The sequence below is a fragment of the Streptomyces sp. ALI-76-A genome (assembly GCF_030287445.1).
Lineage (GTDB): Bacteria > Actinomycetota > Actinomycetes > Streptomycetales > Streptomycetaceae > Streptomyces.
The window spans coordinates 1320224-1337037 of the sequence record NZ_JASVWB010000004.1; the positions used below are offsets into that span (position 1 = coordinate 1320224).

The 16814-nt window shown below is 70.1% G+C and carries 12 protein-coding genes and 2 pseudogenes; 6 read left to right on the forward strand and 8 right to left on the reverse strand.

Annotation, left to right across the window (positions count from 1 at the left end):
- Nucleotides 1-73 precede the first annotated feature (73 nt).
- Together QQS16_RS42205 and QQS16_RS42210 are read left to right on the forward strand one after the other, a co-directional pair.
- Nucleotides 74-331: pseudogene (locus tag QQS16_RS42205) on the forward strand (transposase); the annotation flags it as partial.
- 69 nt (nt 332-400) lie between these two features.
- Entirely contained in the window at nt 401-736 is a 336-nt protein-coding gene (locus QQS16_RS42210) for a hypothetical protein (RefSeq protein WP_286067947.1), read from the forward strand.
- A gap of 382 nt (nt 737-1118) precedes the next feature.
- Here QQS16_RS42210 and QQS16_RS42215 read toward each other — a convergent pair whose 3' ends face one another.
- From QQS16_RS42215 to QQS16_RS42230, 4 genes are all read right to left on the reverse strand, one after another.
- On the reverse strand, nt 1119-1871 hold the full coding sequence (locus QQS16_RS42215) for an anti-sigma factor (protein ID WP_286067948.1): 753 nt from the start codon (nt 1869-1871) through the stop codon (nt 1119-1121).
- The gene (locus QQS16_RS42220) at nt 1868-2452 is read right to left on the reverse strand and encodes a sigma-70 family RNA polymerase sigma factor (RefSeq protein ID WP_286068166.1); all 585 of its coding nucleotides are present in this window, start codon (nt 2450-2452) and stop codon (nt 1868-1870) included. Before QQS16_RS42220 ends, QQS16_RS42215 begins: the two co-directional genes overlap by 4 nt.
- Before the next feature lie 313 nt (nt 2453-2765).
- Nucleotides 2766-3413 (reverse strand): fasciclin domain-containing protein, encoded by a 648-nt coding sequence (locus tag QQS16_RS42225; RefSeq protein ID WP_286067949.1) that lies wholly within the window; start codon nt 3411-3413, stop codon nt 2766-2768.
- Nucleotides 3414-3483: 70 nt separating this feature from the next.
- On the reverse strand, nt 3484-5142 hold the full coding sequence (locus tag QQS16_RS42230) for a molybdopterin-dependent oxidoreductase (protein WP_286067950.1): 1659 nt from the start codon (nt 5140-5142) through the stop codon (nt 3484-3486).
- Between the two features lie 346 nt (nt 5143-5488).
- On the opposite strand from QQS16_RS42230, the gene QQS16_RS42235 reads away from it, so the two are divergent.
- Together QQS16_RS42235 and QQS16_RS42240 are read left to right on the forward strand one after the other, a co-directional pair.
- The gene (locus tag QQS16_RS42235) at nt 5489-5797 is read left to right on the forward strand and encodes a transposase (RefSeq protein ID WP_286067951.1); all 309 of its coding nucleotides are present in this window, start codon (nt 5489-5491) and stop codon (nt 5795-5797) included.
- The gene (locus tag QQS16_RS42240) at nt 5794-6675 is read left to right on the forward strand and encodes an IS3 family transposase (protein ID WP_286067952.1); all 882 of its coding nucleotides are present in this window, start codon (nt 5794-5796) and stop codon (nt 6673-6675) included. The genes QQS16_RS42235 and QQS16_RS42240 overlap by 4 nt, the downstream gene beginning before the upstream one ends.
- A gap of 47 nt (nt 6676-6722) precedes the next feature.
- On the opposite strand, the pseudogene QQS16_RS42245 reads toward QQS16_RS42240, so the two are convergent.
- Nucleotides 6723-6941, reverse strand: a pseudogene (locus tag QQS16_RS42245) (transposase domain-containing protein); the annotation flags it as partial.
- 320 nt (nt 6942-7261) lie between these two features.
- Here QQS16_RS42245 and QQS16_RS42250 point away from each other — a divergent pair.
- Nucleotides 7262-8089, forward strand: a complete 828-nt coding sequence (locus QQS16_RS42250; RefSeq protein WP_286067953.1) for an SAM-dependent methyltransferase — start codon at nt 7262-7264, stop codon at nt 8087-8089.
- A gap of 1708 nt (nt 8090-9797) precedes the next feature.
- Here the strand turns inward: QQS16_RS42250 and QQS16_RS42255 are convergent.
- Both QQS16_RS42255 and QQS16_RS42260 read right to left on the reverse strand, forming a co-directional pair.
- Nucleotides 9798-13298 (reverse strand): substrate-binding domain-containing protein, encoded by a 3501-nt coding sequence (locus QQS16_RS42255; RefSeq protein ID WP_286067954.1) that lies wholly within the window; start codon nt 13296-13298, stop codon nt 9798-9800.
- A gap of 145 nt (nt 13299-13443) precedes the next feature.
- Nucleotides 13444-14406, reverse strand: coding sequence for a pectate lyase family protein (locus QQS16_RS42260; RefSeq protein ID WP_286067956.1), 963 nt, complete (start codon nt 14404-14406; stop codon nt 13444-13446).
- Between the two features lie 328 nt (nt 14407-14734).
- On the opposite strand from QQS16_RS42260, the gene QQS16_RS42265 reads away from it, so the two are divergent.
- Nucleotides 14735-15409: a hypothetical protein gene (locus QQS16_RS42265; protein ID WP_286067957.1), complete on the forward strand. Its 675-nt coding sequence runs from the start codon at nt 14735-14737 to the stop codon at nt 15407-15409.
- A 450-nt stretch (nt 15410-15859) separates the two neighbouring features.
- Here the strand turns inward: QQS16_RS42265 and QQS16_RS42270 are convergent, their stop codons facing one another.
- On the reverse strand, nt 15860-16780 hold the full coding sequence (locus tag QQS16_RS42270) for a beta-sandwich domain-containing protein (protein ID WP_286067958.1): 921 nt from the start codon (nt 16778-16780) through the stop codon (nt 15860-15862).
- Between the last annotated feature and the right edge of the window lie 34 nt (nt 16781-16814).

The window sequence follows — 16814 nt, forward strand, 5'->3', positions numbered from 1 at the left end:
TCGGTACGCCCGGCGGGACGCCGCCCTCGCGCTGCGGCCCGCAAACGGTGACAAGCTGAGCAACAGGAGCAGGATGGACAGGCGCCTCATCCGGTCTGCCGCCGCGCAGTGGGACCTCGAACTGGACGATCTCTTCCTGACCATCGGGCACCGCTTCGGTCGGGTCGAGCTCCGCCGACGTATGCGTGACTACGTACGCGGGCTACTCGCTCCAGTCGCTCGCAAGAACAGCTGGCAGCTGGCCGAACAGGCCGGCCACCCCACGCCCGACGGCCTGCAGCACCTCCTCGCCGGATCGAAGTGGGAGCCCGATGACATCCGCGCCGCGCTTTCCACCAGCCGACAGCACGCCAGCCGACAGCACGTCAGCTGACGCAGGCTGCGACGGAAGGAATCACGCATGCGCTCTGTCCGCACTTTCCTCGCCGCGGCTGCGGCCACGGCTGCCCTCGCCATCGCAGCCCCTGGCGCCTACGCCTCCAGCGCCGGTGACGGGGACAAGGACGACCACTCCTACAGCAGCGACCACGAGTACAACAAGGATGAGTACAAGAAGGGCGAGTACAAGGACGCCGGTGGTGAGCACGACAAGCCGAAAGGCGGCATGCACACCGGTGGCAGCGGTCTTGCCACTTCCGGCTCGACGGCTGTCGGCGGACTCGCGCTCCTGGGCGGCCTGGGAGCAGGCGCGTACGTGCTGCGCCGACGCATCGCCCGTGGCGCTGACCGACTCTGATGGCTGACGCGCGTACCGCGGCGGCAGGAAGCGTTCCGCTCCGCAGCCACAGTCGCACCCTGGCACCGCGCCTGACCTACGTGTGTCCGCGTTTCGCTGACTGGGCTGCGCTGCGGCATGACGATCCGTTCAGTGGTTCACTCGGGGAGATCCCGGCGGCCCGGCATGCCGCAACGCCTTCTGCTGGCCCTCTTCACGCCGTTCGTCCTGATCGCGGATGCGGCCGGCTTGGCCGGCCCAGACAGCCAGTCCTCCCTGCCTGCCACGGCACTAGATCCCGTGCTGACGGCGCGGCCGCATCTTCAGGACGATTCCTTTCCCGGTTCCTCGGCATGATCGCTCCCGAGTCCGCGCCGGGCCGGCGCACCGCAATCGCGCGCCTTCAGGCAGGAAATGGCATGAGTACGAGCGGTGAGGATGTCGGCTGGGGAGAGCCGCCGGTGGGCTCGAGAGTGAGGCCCATACCGGATGCGCTGCCGATTCCTCCGCGCATCAGGACGGCGGTGGCCGCACGCGTGGGGTTCACGAATCCGGCCGGTCGCATGGCGCCGCCGTCGTCGAACCAGAGCTCGTACACCTTGCCTGCCGGGGGCTCGGCCAGTCCTGCGGTGACGAAGGCGGCCTGGTTGAGGCTTCTGGACACGATGACGGTTGCGGTGGCCCCGTCCGCGAAGCGGGTGGTGCGGGTCTTGGCATCGGGGGCGGCCAGGACGGTGGCGAGGGAGCCGGCACGCTGCTCGGTGCGGCGGGCCTGTTCGGTGGCGTCCTGGGCGCGTTCGTGCTGCCAGATGGTGGTACCACCGCCCAGGGCGGTCGCAGCGGCCAGGCAGGCAGCCAGCGCCCATCGCGGCACGCGGCGGGCGCGCGAGCGGGAGCTGGGGGAGGAGACGGGGGCAAGTCGCGGTCCTACCTGCCGGACAGTGCTGATGCGCCGCATCACGTGCTCTTTGAGTTCGGGGCGAGCTGTGACCGCTGCGGCTAGGCCCAGACGGGCCGCGGTTTCCTTCAGCTCCTGCACCTCCTGGGCGCAGGCCTCACAGGTCGCAAGGTGGCGTTCGAAGGAACTGGCCTCCGCTGCGGTCAGTGCGTGGAGTGCGTAGGCCCCGGTGAGGGTGTGCAGGTCGATGGTCTTCATACGCTCACTCCTAGGCAGTCCCGGAGCCTGATCAGGCCGTCGCGGAGTCTGGTCTTGACGGTGCCCAGCGGAAGGGCCAGAAGCTCGGCAACCTCGCGGTAGGTCAGTCCTCGGTAGTACGCCAGGGTGACCGACTGGCGCTGGAGTTCAGTGAGCGTGCGCAGGCAGCGCTTGACCTGTTCACGTTCGAAGCGTGCCTCGACCTGTTCGGTAACCTCGTCGTACTCGGGAGTCTGGTCCAGCAGCGCGGCCTTGTGCTCCCGCGCGCTCGAGGCTTCGACCGAGCGCACCCGGTCCACAGCCCGTCGATGGGCGAGTGTAAGGATCCAGTTGATGGCCGTACCGCGTTCGGGCCGGTATCGGGCAGCGGTCCGCCACACCTCCACCAACACGTCCTGCGCGACTTCTTCAGACTGCGCCTGGTTGCGCAGCACACGACGGGCAACCCCCAGGACCGGCGAGACGGTTGCGTCATAGATGACAGCGAAGGCCTCTTGGTCCCCGCCCGCGACCTCACCCAGGAGCTTTTCCAGGTCCGGCCGGGCCGATGGATGCCGCCCGATGTGCACCGGCTCTTTCACCACGCCACGCTCCAGGGTCAGAAGAACTCGCCTTGTACCAATAGTCCGAAGCTACCGGTCGTCCGGCTTGCCGCCCTCGATGGTTTGCTGGCATGGCCGGACATTGTCAGATCGTCACGCAGTCGGTTCGCCGCGCGATCCGCCCGTGGCGGACTTGGCGGGGTGTCCTGCGCCCGCCACCCTGCCGTGGAAGCTGTCGGTCCGCGACTCCGGCCGGCAACGGGCACCTTCACCGTCCGGGGGCCGGGTGAAGACAGGCGGCCCCTCTGCCCGGCTACGCTTGCGGAGAGCGTAGCCGGACCGCTGTGAGCGTTCAGCTCTTGGGCATCAGCACGGTGTCGATGATGTAGACGTTGGCGTTGGCGGTCTTGACGTTGCCGCAGACGACCTTGGCGGAGTCGTTGACGGTGTAGGACTCACCCGAGCCCGCGGTCGTCAGTTTGGACTTCTCCAGCGTGGGGTAGGAGCCGCTCTCCAGGTCCTTGGGCGTGAGCTTCTGGCCCACCACGTGGTAGGTGAGGATCTTCGTCAGCTGGGCCTTGTCGCCCAGGACCTTGTCCAGGGTGGCCTTGGGGATCTTCGCGAAGGCGTCGTTGGTCGGCGCGAACACGGTGATGTTCTCGGCGTTGTTGAGGGTGTCGACCAGACCGGCCTTCTTGACGGCCGTCACCAAAGTGGACAGGGCCGGGTTGTTGGAGGCGGCGGTGGCGACCGGGTCCTTGGCCATGCCGTTGAAGGAGCCGGCGCCGTCCTTGGGCACAGTGGAGCAGGCCGGGCCGAACGGCTCGTTCATGGCGGGCAGGTCACCGGAGCTGTCGGTGGCCTTGTCACTCGCAGAGGAAGAGGCCTTGCTGGAGCTGGAGGAGGTGTCCTTGCTGTCGTCGGAACAGGCGGTCAGGGCGATGGGCAGGACGGCGGCGGCGGCCACGGCGACGGCGGCACGGCGAATACGGGTGTTCATAACAATTCTCCTCGTGGGGGTGCTTTACCGGATCAAGGGCGGGGATGGGTCCTGGAGGAATCAGGCGTGGTCAGTCGACGGTGACCACCACCGAGTGCCATCCACTGGCTCCGTCGGGGATGGTGCGGGTTCGCCGCTCGGTCTGAATCCGGCCGGTGCGGTCGGTGGCCCGCACGGTCAGGGTGTGGGTGCCGCGGGTGGCCTTCCAGGTCAAAGACCACTGGCGCCAGGTGTCGCGGGTGTCCTCGGTGGCCAGGTCGGCGCGCTGCCAGGGGCCGTCGTCGATGCGGACCTCGACGTTGTCGATGCCGCGGTGCTGGGCCCAGGCGACCCCGGCGACCATGACGATTCCGGCCGTGGGGCGGGCGAACGGTTTGGGGGTGTCGATCCGCGTCTGCGTCTTGATGGGCGCCCTGCGGGCCCACTTGCGCTTCACCCAGTAGGAGTCGTAGGCATCGAACGTGGTGAGTTCGATATCCTCGATCCACTTGCAGGCCGAGACGTAGCCGTACAGACCCGGCACCAGCATGCGGACCGGGAAGCCGTGTTCGAAGGGCAGCGGCTCGCTGTTCATACCGACCGCGAGCAGCGCGTCACGTCCGTCCATGACGTCCTCCACCGGGCTGCCGATCGTCATACCGTCGACCGAACGGGCCACCAGCTGATCGGCCCGCCCGCCCTTGGAAGGAGGCTTCACCCCGCACTCGGCGAGGAGGTCCGCCAGGCGTACGCCGATCCAGCGGGCGTTGCCCACGTACGGACCGCCGACCTCGTTCGACACGCACGTCAGCGTGATGTGCCGCTCGACGAGTTCACGGCGCAGCAGGTCGTCGAAGGTGAGAGTCATGGGGCGGGTCACGCCCTTGCCGTGGATCCTCAGCCGCCAGGTGGTGGCGTCCACCTTCGGTACGACCAGCGCGGTGTCCACCCGGTAGAAGTCCTTGTTCGGCGTCACGAACAGGCTGACGCCGGGGATGCGCAGCTGAGCCCCTTTCGGCACCGCGTCGGCGGCGGATGCCGGAGCCGGAAGAAGCAGGTTGCTGCGTGAGGCCACGGCACTCTGGCCGCGGGAGTTGTTGAGGGTCCGTCCGACGGCGCCCGCGGCAGTGGAGGCCGCCGCGGCGGCGGTGACCGCGATGATGAACCCGCGCCGGTCCCAGCCTGCTTCCCTCGTCACGGCGGCCGAGCCGGCTGGCCCGGCGGCCGTGGGGGTGTCCCCGCGCGACTGGTTGACCGGCGCGGGCGTGTGTGTGGCCTTGCCGGGGCCAAGCCTGCCCATCAGCAGATACAGCACGCCGGCCCCGGCGACCGCGCCGACTGCGGAGGGAAGGGCGTCCGTCCAGCTCGTCGAGTCAGGACGGCTTGTGGCAGCCCACGCGCCTACCACTCCGAACAGCAGCACGCCCGCCGCGCCGGCTCTGCGCCGGTGGGCGGCCAGCACTCCTAGAAGCAGGGCGAGAGCTGTCAGGGTCGCCAGGATGCCGAGCTGCAGAACGAGTTTGTCGTTGGTGCCGAAGTGGCGGATCGCGTAGTCCTTGACCGCTGCCGGTGTGCGGTCGATGGCAGCGGACCCGACCGCGACCACGGGCCCTGCCTGCGGCCGCACTGCCGCGGACACCAGCTCCGCGACCGCCAGCGCCGTATAGCCCGCCACCAGCCCGCTGACGGCCCCGAGCAGGCAACGACGCCAGGCGACCTGGGCCCTTGGTACTCTCTGATCTTCGCTCACATGGGGAATCCGAGACAGACCGGCTCCCGGATTGGCCGCTCACTCCATGGAAAAAATATGGGTTTTGGACCAAACCTTTTGCTGCGCAGCTTCGTATCAACCAGGGCGCGTGGGAAGTCGGGTCTGTTGCGCGAGGACCCGCCGCGGTAGCTGCATTTTTCGCTTGCCTGCGGGCATGCTGACATGACGCTCGTCCAGCACAGCGTGGGCGTCGCTGTGACCGCCCCGGGGCGACTCGTCTGGGAATCGGCCGACGCGTCCCGTGCGGTGTCTGGGTTGAGGTTCCCCCGAGATGCGGGGAAAGGTGACAGCAGGTCAGATGGGTCGTATGAGAGGAGCCCTGACGATGCCTGCCCCGAGGAAGTACCCGTTGGAGTTGCGTGAGCGTGCGGTGCGGATGTACCGGACTGCCGAGCCGGAGCCCGTGATCCGCCGGATGGCCGAGGAACTCGGCGTGCATCACGAAGCCCTGCGGAACTGGATCCGGCAGGCCGAGGCCGACGCCGGCGAGCGGGACGACCTGCTCACGACCGAAGAGAAGAACGAGCTCGCCCAGCCGCGGCGCGAGGTGCGGGACCTGCGCCGGGCGAACGAGGTCCTGCGGACGGCCTCGGCTTTTTTCGCCGCGCAGCTCGACCCGACCCGGCCCAGGTGAGAGCGCTCCTCGACGAGCACCCGCACCTAGGGGTCGAGCCCGTCCTGCGGGAACTGCACATCCCCTCCTCCACCTACTACCGCTGGCGTCAGGCCGAGAAGGACCCCTGCGAACGGATCCTCAAGGACACCGAGCTGACCGGGCAGATCCGGCAGATCCACCAGGACTCCGGCGGGATCTACGGATCGCCCAGGATCCATGCCGTCCTGAAGCGCGAGGGTGTCCAGCCGGTCTGGCCGGGATCAGCCCGTAGGAGCCAGAGCTTCACCCGCCGCGACCCGGACGCCGACCCTGCCCCTGACCTGGTGCAACGCGACTTCACGGCATCCGCGCCGAACCGGCTGTGGGTCACCGACCTGACCATGATCCCCACTCTGCAGGGGCCACTGTGGCTGTCGGCGATCCGCGATGCCTTCTCCCGCAGAGTCGTGGCCTGGGAGACCTCCGCCCGCGCGGACGCCGACCTGGTCCTCACCTCCCTCGAGTACGCGCTGGCCAGCCGCGAGGTCACCCCCGGCGAACTCGTCCACCATGCCGATCACGGAGCCCAATACACATCCATCAAGCTCACAACCCGCCTGGTCGGAGCAGGCGTTCAAGCGTCCATGGGCTCGGTCGGCGACTCCTTCGACAATGCCCTGGCGGAGAACCTGTGGATGCTGATCAAGACCGAGTGCATCCGCGGCCGCGTCTTCGCGACCAGGGCCGAGGCGAATCTCGTGCTCTTCGAGTACATCGACGGCTTCTATAACCCCCGCCGCATCCAAAAGCGCCTCGGCTACCTCAGCCCCATCGAGTTCGAAGAGAAGCACTACGCCGACCAGGCAGCGGCCGAACCGGTGAACCTGAAACCACGTCAACCCGCCCTGACCTGCTAGTCAGCCGCTCCCGCGCAGCGGGGGAACCTCAAGCTTGTCCCGAGGCCATAACCGACCTCGGGGAACAGGCACATCGCCAGGAGGAAGTAGACACCGACCCGCGACGGCAGATCACGCAGTCGCCGCTGTACAGCTCTCGTCTCCGCAAGGACCGCGTCCACGAGCTCGAACGGCACGACCGTCGTCAGCTCTCCCAGATGTCCCGGCGCGAACCGGCCCCCGGCCACCGTAGCCGTACGGGTGATGGTCGTCAGTGCGAGCGGCAGGACACAATGCGAAGGCAACGGAGCTCCTCGCAAACAAGCTGTCTTGGTCGACTGCCTGTACCAACGAGCTCCGTTGTCTTTCGTCAGAAATCCTTCAACTGGCTTGTGTGACCTGCGAAAACGCTAACTACCCGGCCTTGGGACAAGGCCCGTTGACGGCCGACATGCGGGAGGTCGCGAGGGGCGGGACGGTGACGTAGACCACCGGGACCCGGTCTTCGACTCAGTGGAGCCCCGAGTCTCGGCGTTCACGCCCTCTCGCGTCCTGACCGGCTGGGCGGCCTCAAAATGAGGCTGCACAGGCGACGTTGCGGTGGAGAATGGCAGCCATGACGAACGAGGGCACCTCCATCGACCCGGCCAAGCCCAGCATCGCCCGCGTCTACGACTACCTGCTCGGCGGCAAGGACAATTACGCCGTGGACCGCGAGATCGGCGACGTGTTCAAGCGCGACCTGCCCGGCTCGGTGGCCATCGCCTTCGCCAACCGTGCGGCACTGACACGGGCGGTCAGGGAGATCGCGAAGACCACCGGCATTCGGCAGTTCATCGACCTGGGCAGTGGGCTGCCGACCGCGGACAACGTCCACCAGGTCGCGCAACGGCACGCTCCCGAGTCCCGGGTCGTCTACGTCGACATCGACCCCCAAGTGTTGGTCTACGGCCGCGCACTGCTGGAGAACAACGACCGGACCCGCGTCGTCGCCGTCGATGTGCGCAACCCCGAAGGCGTCCGCACCCACCCCGACACCGTCGACATCATCGACTTCGCTCGTCCCGTCGCCGTCATCCTCAGCGCTATCCTCCACCACGTCAACGATGACGAGGACCCGGCTGGAATCGTCCGTTACTGGCGCGACCACGTCCCGTCCGGAAGCTACTTCTTCGTCAGCCACTTCCGCTCCGGCAACAACGCGGAGACCGCGGAGGCCGAGAAGGTCCTCCAGCAGACGTTCGGCCGCGGCCGGTGGCGCACCGACGCGGAGATCGCCTCCCTGCTGGACGGCCTGGAGATCCTCGACCCCGGGATCGTCCCCGCATCCCTGTGGCGTCCCGACGAGATCGACAACGCGTGGGACAGCGGCGAAAGACGAGAGCTCACGGTCTGGGAACATCTCATCGCCGCCGGTCTGGCCCGGAAAGCCTAGACGTGCAGACTGCGCCATGCGGGAGTGGATTCGTGGGCGAGGCGACGCGTCCTGGAATGGGTCATCGCCCGACGTAGATGGCGGCTTCGGAGCGGCCTGGCACACCGAGGTGGTCTCCGCCGCGAAACGCGGAGACCACCTGCGATGGCGCTGTCGACTTTGCTGGACACAAGGTGGATCGGGATAGGCCGGGCCCGGGTCGGGGCATGCACCGGGCCCGTCCTCAGGCAGTGGCCGGTAGGCCGGCGATCTCGTTCCAGGTCGTGAAGCGGGTGGTCGTCTGAGCGCGGTAGCTGGGAGCGGTGAAGCGGTGACTGCGGGGCCGGAAGTGCGGTGAGAGCACGCCGAAGACCGACAGGAAGTGCTGGGCTCAGCCCGCGGAGCGGAACCCCTTCGCGGGTGTTCAGTTCGTGCAGGAGGTAGCGGATGACCTGGGCACTGCCGCCGCGGGGCCAGAACAGGACCGCGGTGTCCATGACGGAGGGCATGGCGGTTCGCTGAAGTCGGTGCGGAAGGCACGCAGTTCTACGAGCGGGTGTCGATGATCAGCGGCTGACCGCCGGACGGCCGGCGGGCCAATGGCGTTCACCGGGGCCTGGGGCGAGCGGACGGTGATGGCGGGGACCTGGGCGAGGTTGTGGCGGGTCGCGTAGCGGGACCGGCTCGCCGAGGACCACCGTGCGGGTCGCCGGGGGAGGGTGTAGGGCAGACCGGTGTGCCCGATCTTCGCAAGACGCTGGTCGACATCCGACCTGGTCGCTGGCTGCTGTCCGGGGACGGAGCGCTGGCAGCGGTCGCGCTGGGCTGCGGGGCACCGGTTGTCGGCCAGGCATGTCGGGGTGTTGAAGACGCCCGCGCGATCGACCGTCGTCCGTCGGCGCCACGTTCCGCAGCCGCCACTCGGTGCGGTGCAGGGCGGCGGCCGTACGGGCCCGAGCGAGGGCGGAGGCGGGGCCGGGCTCGCGCAACCAGCCGTCCGCGTGCGCGCCAGGCCCGAGACCAGGGCACGCCCCTGAACGGTGAGCCGTCCCACGGCCAGCAGGAGTGCGCACGACGAGCCGACTCTGCAGACGGCGCGATCCGGCCGCCCTCTGGGCCGAGTCGGCCACCGGCGCCGGGGAAGTGGAAGCGACCGTTCTCCAGGAACTGCCGTCCGGCTCCGTTCGGCGGCACCTCGTCGGCGTCGGCCCGCGCGCCCCCGTCGTCGTACGTCCGGCCCACAGCGGGCGGACGACTGGCCGCCGCGCGCGGCGGCACCGCAGGCAGGGCCCGGCTGGCGTCGTCACGGCCCCGCACCAGGCAGCCCGTCGTAGCGCGTGGCTCCCAGGCTCCCGGCACGACGATGACACCGGCTGAACTTGATCAGGGCATTCGAATGAGAATGGCGGGAACACGCACTTTCATGACGACCTCCAATGACGAAGCGCAGACGTCCCACACACCGGGATCCCAGCCGAGCGTCCACCCGGGTTCCGACGAGCCGCAGACGATCACGGCGCCGACACCGCCCGTCGCGTGGAGTGGCGGCGCTCCGGACCAAGCCGACCTGGCCGACGAAGAGGCCGCGTCGCAACGTCCCCGCACGCGCGAAGAATCGAAGACTACGCCCCAGAGCGACTGAGCCCCCTGGCGGTGCGCTGGAAACGGCGTGTGGTGGGGCCGGTAGGCCGTGCGGCACCACGTTTCGGCCACTGTTCCCTGCCCCGCCTCACGGTTTCGAGCCGGCGGCTGTCTCCTCGCGGTAGAAGCGCGGGGCGACGCCCGTCACCCGGCGGAACACCCGGCTGAAGTAGGCACGGTCGCGGAAGCCCACTGCCCGGGCCACGCTCTGCACACTGTCGTGGCTCAGCCGCAGGCGCTCCGCGGCCCGCCCGATCCGCACCCGGGTCAGGTACTCCCATAGCGTCAGGCCGTAGCGCTGCTGGAAGAGCTTACCGAGGTGGTCGGGGCTGACCCCGGCGGCCTGCGCCACCTGCCAGCGTGAGATCTGCCGCCGCCAGTGCTCGTAGAGGAAGACCAGGGCCTCGTCGAGGACGTCCCGGGTGCGCGGCGGAAGCCAGCCGTCCTGGCTCGCCAGGCCATGGACGAGGGCCGCCGCCTCATCCGGTGTGAAGACGTCCAGGTCGAGCATGAGCAGGGCAGGGTGTGGCCGGCCGCGTCGCGCGTCGGCAGCGGTCAGTCCCTCGTGCCCGGCGACGACGACGGGGCACAACGCCCGGCCCGCGCCGTCGTGCAGGCGGTCCACGACGTCCAGTCCCTGCATGTCGGGCAGGGCCCGTTCCAGCAGCACCAGCCGTGGTCTCTCCTCGGCCACCAGGGACAGCACGGTCGTCGCGTCGGCCACCACCCGGGCGGGGTGGCCGGGCAGCGCGGCCTCGGCCAGCCGGCGCAGCGTCTCCCGGGACTCCTGCGAGCCGCCCGCGACGATCACGGGGGCGGCGAACCCGTCGGGCCGCAACACCCGCAGCGCATGCCGCAGATCGGTGCCGTCGGCTCCGAACAGCAGGAACGGCGTGTGCCGCAGCGCGGGATGGTCGTGCAGTCGCTGCACGGTCCGCCACTCCTGCGGCCGGTCGGGGGTCGCGTCCCAGACGACGGCCGCGGGGGTGCGCCGTTCCACCGACGGGATGACGTCGTGCTCGGTGGCGGGCCGGTACACCTCCAGCCCGTGCCGGGCCGCGAGCGCCTTCACGTCCGTGCCGATCTCACCTGGCGTGAGGACGAGGAGCGGCCCGTCACCACCGCCGGCCAGGTGTGCCTGCTCGTCCGGGGACGGCAGGGGCAGGTGCAGCATGTACTCCGGCCGGCCCGCTGCCTCGGCGACGGTCAGCGCCCCGCCGTGCATCATGGCCAGCCGACGGGCCGCGGAGACACCGACGTCGAGGAGCCGGCCGGGCCGTGCGCACGGTGTGCGGGCGTCGGGGACGGCCACCGTGACGCGTATGCCGGACAGATCCAGGACGGCGGTGACCTCGGGCGAACTGCTGCCCGCCCGGTCGGCGGCCGCGGTCAGGAGGTTGTGCAGAATCTGCTCCAGCCGTGTCTCGTCCACCCACACCGAGGGCAGCCGCTCGGGCAGGTCAAGCAGCCAGCCGGAATGCTCGGGCCGTGCGGTCGTCATCGTGGTGCAGGCACGATCCAGGACGGGCCGCGGGTCCAGGAGTCTTCGTGACAGCAGCAGGTCACCGGCTTCCGAGCGGGCGAGGTCGAGCAGGTTCTCGATGAGGTGCAGCACCCGTACGGCGTCCCGGCGCACCTCGGCGAGCGCCTGTGCCGGGTCGCCGCCGTGGTGCAGCATGGCCTCCACCGGGGTGCGCACCTCGTCGGTGACATGCGTCAGCAGCCGGGCCTGGAAGCGGCTGGCCTGTTCGGCCGCGTCGCGGGCCCGCCGCACCTCGTCGAAGAGGCCGATGCCCTTCAGCGCGGCGCTGAGCTGGTGGCCCAGTTCCCGGTAGAGAGCGCCGTCGTGGTCCACGGCTTCGGTGGAGGACGCGTCGAACACGGCCACCCCGAGGTGTTCGTCGCCGATGTGCAGGGGTTCCAGGACCAGGGTGAAGCGGCCGTCGCGGGGCAGCAGGGTGTCGGGCAGCAGCAGGCTGGCCGAGAACGCCGGATCGCCGAGGACGCCGGAGGTTCCAGCGGGCCGCTCCTCGGTCGGGGTCAGCAGGGTTCGCGCCATGCCGCGCACGGCCGTGTCGGCGGATGCGCCCGAGCGGTCGTAGAGTACGACCCGGCAGTGCGGGACGCCGGGTTCGGTGAGGTGCCGCTCCATCACGTCGGAGAGCCCTTCCAGGTCCACGACCGTGGTCAGGGCAGTGCCGAACTGCCGCAGTCTGCGCGCGCGTTGGGTCTGGGACCAGCGTTCGTACTCCAGCAGGGCGCGCGACCGTTCGGCCGCGAGGAGGCGGGCCCGCCCGAACAGCAGCTCGGCGTCCCCGCGCCGGGGCGGGGGCAGTGCGTCGACGACGCCACGGCGTGCGCCTTCCAACGCCTGGTGCCAGTGGTCGACTTCGGTCTGGGTCCCGACGTGGCCGCGCAGCAGCTGCTCCACGAGTGAGAGGAACCCGCCGGGCCGCACGCCGGGGTCCGCTGCCCCGGCGGCCGACCGGCCGGGAGAAACCAACTCGTCTTCTGCGCACAGGAGTTCTGCGTGGAAGGCCGCGGCGAGCGGGGCTCTCGCGGACGGCAGCACCGAGTCCAGGGCCACCCAGCCCTCGGGCCGTTGCTCGACGGGCGCCGCCGTGTGCCCGGGCATCGCCGGGGGAACCGGTGCGGGCGGGTACGAGGTGGGACAGGGACAGCCGCAGGAACGGCGCGGCACCAGAGTGGCGGGGATGGTGGTGCGGTCCGGTGGCCGGGTACCGCGTAGTCGGGAGACGAGGGTGTCCACCGCCAGGGCGCCCAGTTCCGCGAAGGGCAGGGCCACCGAGGTGAGGGGCGGGTCGCCGAGCTGGGCCTCGGGGGAATCGTTGAAGCCGACCACCGCGACGTCATCCGGGACGCGCACCCCGCGGTCGGACAGGTAGCGCAGCGCTCCGGCCGCCAGGACATCGCTGCACGCCACCACCACGTCGAAGTCGACGCCCGGGATCAGGCGGCGCGCCTCGATCAGAGCCCGCATCGCCGAGGCGCCGGCCGAAGCGGCGAAGTCGACGGCGGCGCCCACGTGGGTGTGTTCGTGCCGGATGCCGTGGTGGCGCAGCGCGTCGACGAAGGCGCGGTAGCGCTCCTCGGAGACCGGGTTGGCGAGCGGGCCGCGGATGCAGGCGGGCCGTCTGCGGCCGTGCTGGACGACGAGGTGCCCGATCAGTTTGCGCATGCCCGCGTGCGAGTCGATCGACAGTACGTCGGTGTGGTCGCTGAGCTGCTGGTTGAGACTGATCAGCGGCAGGTGGGCCAGCCGGCGCAGCAGACCGCGGGCCCGGGGGCCGCCCGAGGGCAGGCCCAGGGTGGAGCTCCAGCACACGACACCGTCGAGCCGGGCCGGTCCGACGAGTTCGTACAGCTCGCTGCGGGCCACGTCGCCGTGGCGCAGGTTGCCGCCGGGGAAGCAGACGAGGTTGACGTCGTTGCGCTGGGCGGCGGCGCGGACCCCGGACCACAGGGTGGCGCCGACGCCGAGATGGATGTTGGCGGTGAGCAGTCCCACGGTGAGCGGACGGTTCGGTGCCTGCGACGTTCCCGACGCAGCGCACGGATCCACTGCCATCTGCGCCCCCTTGGTCGTCCTCCGCCGGGGTCCCGCGGCGGAGGTGCGGTGCCGCCGGGGCGTGGGGGAACCTAGAGGAGGAGGCCGCGCGTGGCAAGACCGGTGACATGGAGGTCACCGGTCCGGCCGCGTGCGGCGGTGCGGGTCAGATTTTGCCGACACCCGCGCCCGCGGTCACCGTCGCCTTGACGGTGGACGCCGACTGCGCGGTGTAGCTGTACGGGATCGAGGCGACGGAGCCGCCGGTCTGTCCGGCGCCGGAGTTGACGAGGTGGTTGTTCCTCGCCACGAGTGAACCCTCGTCGGAGCTGCCCTCACCGAGGTGGTAGGGGTCCTCGGTGTTCTCGAAGTAGTTGCTCTCCACCAGGACGCCCGCGTTCTCGGTGGACGCCACCCCGTAGGAGCCGATGTCGCTGAAGTAGTTGTTCAGCACGTGCACCGGGTTGCCGAAGCGGACCCGCGGGTTGCGCTGGTTGGTGCCGTCGAACCAGTTGTACGCGTAGGTCACCTTCAGCTTCCCGGTGTCCTCGGAGGCGTTGCCGTCGGAGTGGCCGAGCAGCATGTTCTTGTCCTGGTCGTGGGTGCGGTTCCAGGAGACCGTGATGTTGGTCGAGGCGCGCTTGATGTCGACGGCTCCGTCGTTGGCGCCCGAGATGTCGTTGTGGTCGATCCAGACGTTCGTCGAGTACTGGACGTTGATGGCGTCGTCGTTGGACCCGGTGAACGTGAGGTTCTGGATGATCACGTTGTTCGCGTTGGCGACGTTGAGCCCACTGCCGGTGATCTTCCCGGCGGTGCCGACGCCGACGATGGTCTTGTTCGAGGCGACCTTCGTCATCGACGACAGGGCGATGGTGCCGTTGACCCGGACCACCTGAGTGGTGGTGCTCTGGACCGCCGCTGTGAAGGCGGAGGCGGTGCTGACGGTCACCGTGCCGCCACCGTTTCCGCCCGTGGTGGCGGCACCGAAGCCGATGGGCCCAGCGGCGGCGACCGCCGTCGGCTCGGCGGCGGATCCGCTGGCGGTGGTGGCTCCGATCACGGCCATCGCCACGGCCGTTGCCGCCGTGGTCGCGACCAGCGTGAACCGTGCGCTCGTCCTGCGCATGTGGAACTCCGTCCGTGGGGTCTGGAGAGGTGTTGTGCTGTGCGGGTGCACCACCGGGGCCGCGCGGTCGGCTCGTTGTGAGCCTAGAGCGGTGGGTGTGGACAATGGCGTGCCGTGTGTGGACTATTGCGTTCCGGCCTCACGCTCGCCCGCTCGTCACCTCGGCACCAGCGCCCCCGTGCGGCCATCGCTCCCACGTTCCGCGCGCCGGCGTACGCCCTCGTGCGCCGGCGGGCATGGCCGGATCCCCTCGTCGTCCGGGCACTTGGCTCTCCTGCTGGGTAGGTCCCCTCACGGGTGCGAGTGAGGGCATTGGGGGGCCGGAACTGTGGCACGCCTGTTCTGGACGCCCAGCCGTTGCCCCTCCTCGCGCTCGCGCAGGCGGCACACCGTACGCCGTCTGCGTGCCCAGGGCCGCTACGGTCCCCGGCTCCGTGAGGTCCTGCCCGCCCTGGCCGGTGTCGTGGTGGTGTTCTGCTCCGTGGTCGCCGGGCTCGCCCTCGGGTACCGCGCCGCCGGGATCGTCGTGCCGATCGCCGGGGCCGCTCTCCTGGTTCTTCTCGGCACGGTCCAGATCCGTCGCGGACGCCCGGGTGCGCGCCGCCGACGCGGGTACTACACCCCGCAGCAGCTGCACGAACTGGACACGCAGGCACTGGCGTCGGCCGTGGCACGGATGTTACGGCGGGACGGGTGGCGCGTGCGGTTGCTGCCCGCGCCGGACCGCCCGCGTCTGTGCGCCCGGGACGCGGGCGGACGACAGCTCGACGTGGTCTTCCGGCCGGTGGCGGAACCCCTGCCCGACGAGGACGCACCGCACCCCCACGTCCACCAGGGCGACGCGATGTCACAGCTCCGTCTGGTCGTGCACCGGGGCGCCTTCCGGGCCCGTGACGTCCGATGGGCCCGGCGCCAGGGGGGCACCCTCCTGGTCGACGGAGCAGCGCTGGAACGCTGGGCGCGGGGGGAGCACCTGGACGGACTGATCGACTCAGGAGCATGAGCGCCGTGTCGATCACATGGCGAGACGCCCTTGCACCAGCGCCCTGACCAGGCGTTGTCCCGACCGGTGAGAACCGAACACCCCCTGTACCCCGAACCAGGAGCACGAGATCGGCATTCACGAAGGTCACTCTGACACACGAATCGTTCGGGGTGACTGCCGGTCGTGAGGATGCGCCGTTGGCAGTGAGAACGCGGCCGAGGGTGAGGTTGTCGAGCCGGCGGCAAGCGTGCGGAGCGCGGCGCTCAGTCGACTGTCCGGGGACTGCGCCGGCGCAAGGGGTGCCTGTACGAGGAGGAGCGGGCCGCCGGGTACGAGCGTGCGCCTCGCGGGGATCTGGGCGGTCGGCCGGTGTCGGCCCGTCTGCGGGTGGCAGCGTGACCGGCGCGGTCACGCCGCCACCGAGCGACCCTACGGCCGAGAGGCGAGGGCCGGGGAGCGGACGCAGTCCTACCTGAGGGTGATCGCGTAGACCTGCACGCGAGGATCGTCCTGCAGGCCCACGGCACGCACCGTCTTCGAGGCATCGAGGTCCGCGGAGGAACCGAACAGACGCACTGGCGGGCCGGCCACGCCCTGCCCGCGCTTGATCCGGTGCGGCATCTCCAGCGCTACGGAGCTGCCCTGCGGTGCCGATCCCGCCCAGTCGCCCACGGTGACCGGCAACTCGGCGGTGGTTCCGTCGGTGTAGCGGACGGTGAGCGTGGTCGTCACCGGGCCGTGGTGGGCGGCGGCGACCAGACGCAGCGAGCTGTACGACCCGGCCGGGAGCAGCATGGACTGACCGCGGGCTTCGACGAAGTTCGCGGCCGTCCCGGACGGATCGGGAGCGTCGTAGGTCACGCCGCTCCAGACGACCGGACCCGCCGCGGGCAGCAGATCACCGTCGTAGCTCCATCCCGCTCCGTCGAAGTCGCCCTCGTCGGAGGCGGTGACGGTTGCCGTACCGTCGTGGTCGACCTCCTTGCCGAGGCCGACGGCGCATTGCTCATCGATGTCCGCAGCGCAACGGGCCGCGTCGCGCACCTCGATGGCCGCGACGTGTTCCACGCTCTTCACTCCCTTCGCGGTCGCCGTGATCCGCACGGTGTACGGACCCGGCGCGGTACCGGCCGGCACGCTCACGTCCACCGACGCGGTCTGCTGGACCGGGAGCCGATGGGACGTGAGGGAGAAGGGCTTCGAGGTCTTCACGGTCCAGCCGCTGGGCGCTTGCGCGCCGACGCCTACCCGCAGCGCGCCGGGGGACTGGCCCAGCACGTCCAGCCTCAGCCGGACGCTCTGTGCTGTGTCCGACGTCGGCAGGACGTCGGAAACGGTGCGCAGCGACGCGTCGAGGTGCCGACGGGAATCGGCCACCGCGCGGTTCACGGACGGCGGCTCCGCGCCCTTGCCCCTGCCCCCA

Bases quoted from the DNA above. Each gene is read 5' to 3' on its own strand.
- QQS16_RS42210 (WP_286067947.1), top strand. From the start codon at position 401: ATGCGCTCTGTCCGCACTTTCCTCGCCGCGGCTGCGGCCACGGCTGCC.
- QQS16_RS42215 (WP_286067948.1), bottom strand. From the start codon at position 1,871: ATGAAGACCATCGACCTGCACACCCTCACCGGGGCCTACGCACTCCAC.
- QQS16_RS42225 (WP_286067949.1), bottom strand. From the start codon at position 3,413: ATGAACACCCGTATTCGCCGTGCCGCCGTCGCCGTGGCCGCCGCCGCC.
- QQS16_RS42235 (WP_286067951.1), top strand. From the start codon at position 5,489: ATGCCTGCCCCGAGGAAGTACCCGTTGGAGTTGCGTGAGCGTGCGGTG.
- QQS16_RS42250 (WP_286067953.1), top strand. From the start codon at position 7,262: ATGGCAGCCATGACGAACGAGGGCACCTCCATCGACCCGGCCAAGCCC.
- QQS16_RS42255 (WP_286067954.1), bottom strand. From the start codon at position 13,298: ATGGCAGTGGATCCGTGCGCTGCGTCGGGAACGTCGCAGGCACCGAAC.
- QQS16_RS42260 (WP_286067956.1), bottom strand. From the start codon at position 14,406: ATGCGCAGGACGAGCGCACGGTTCACGCTGGTCGCGACCACGGCGGCA.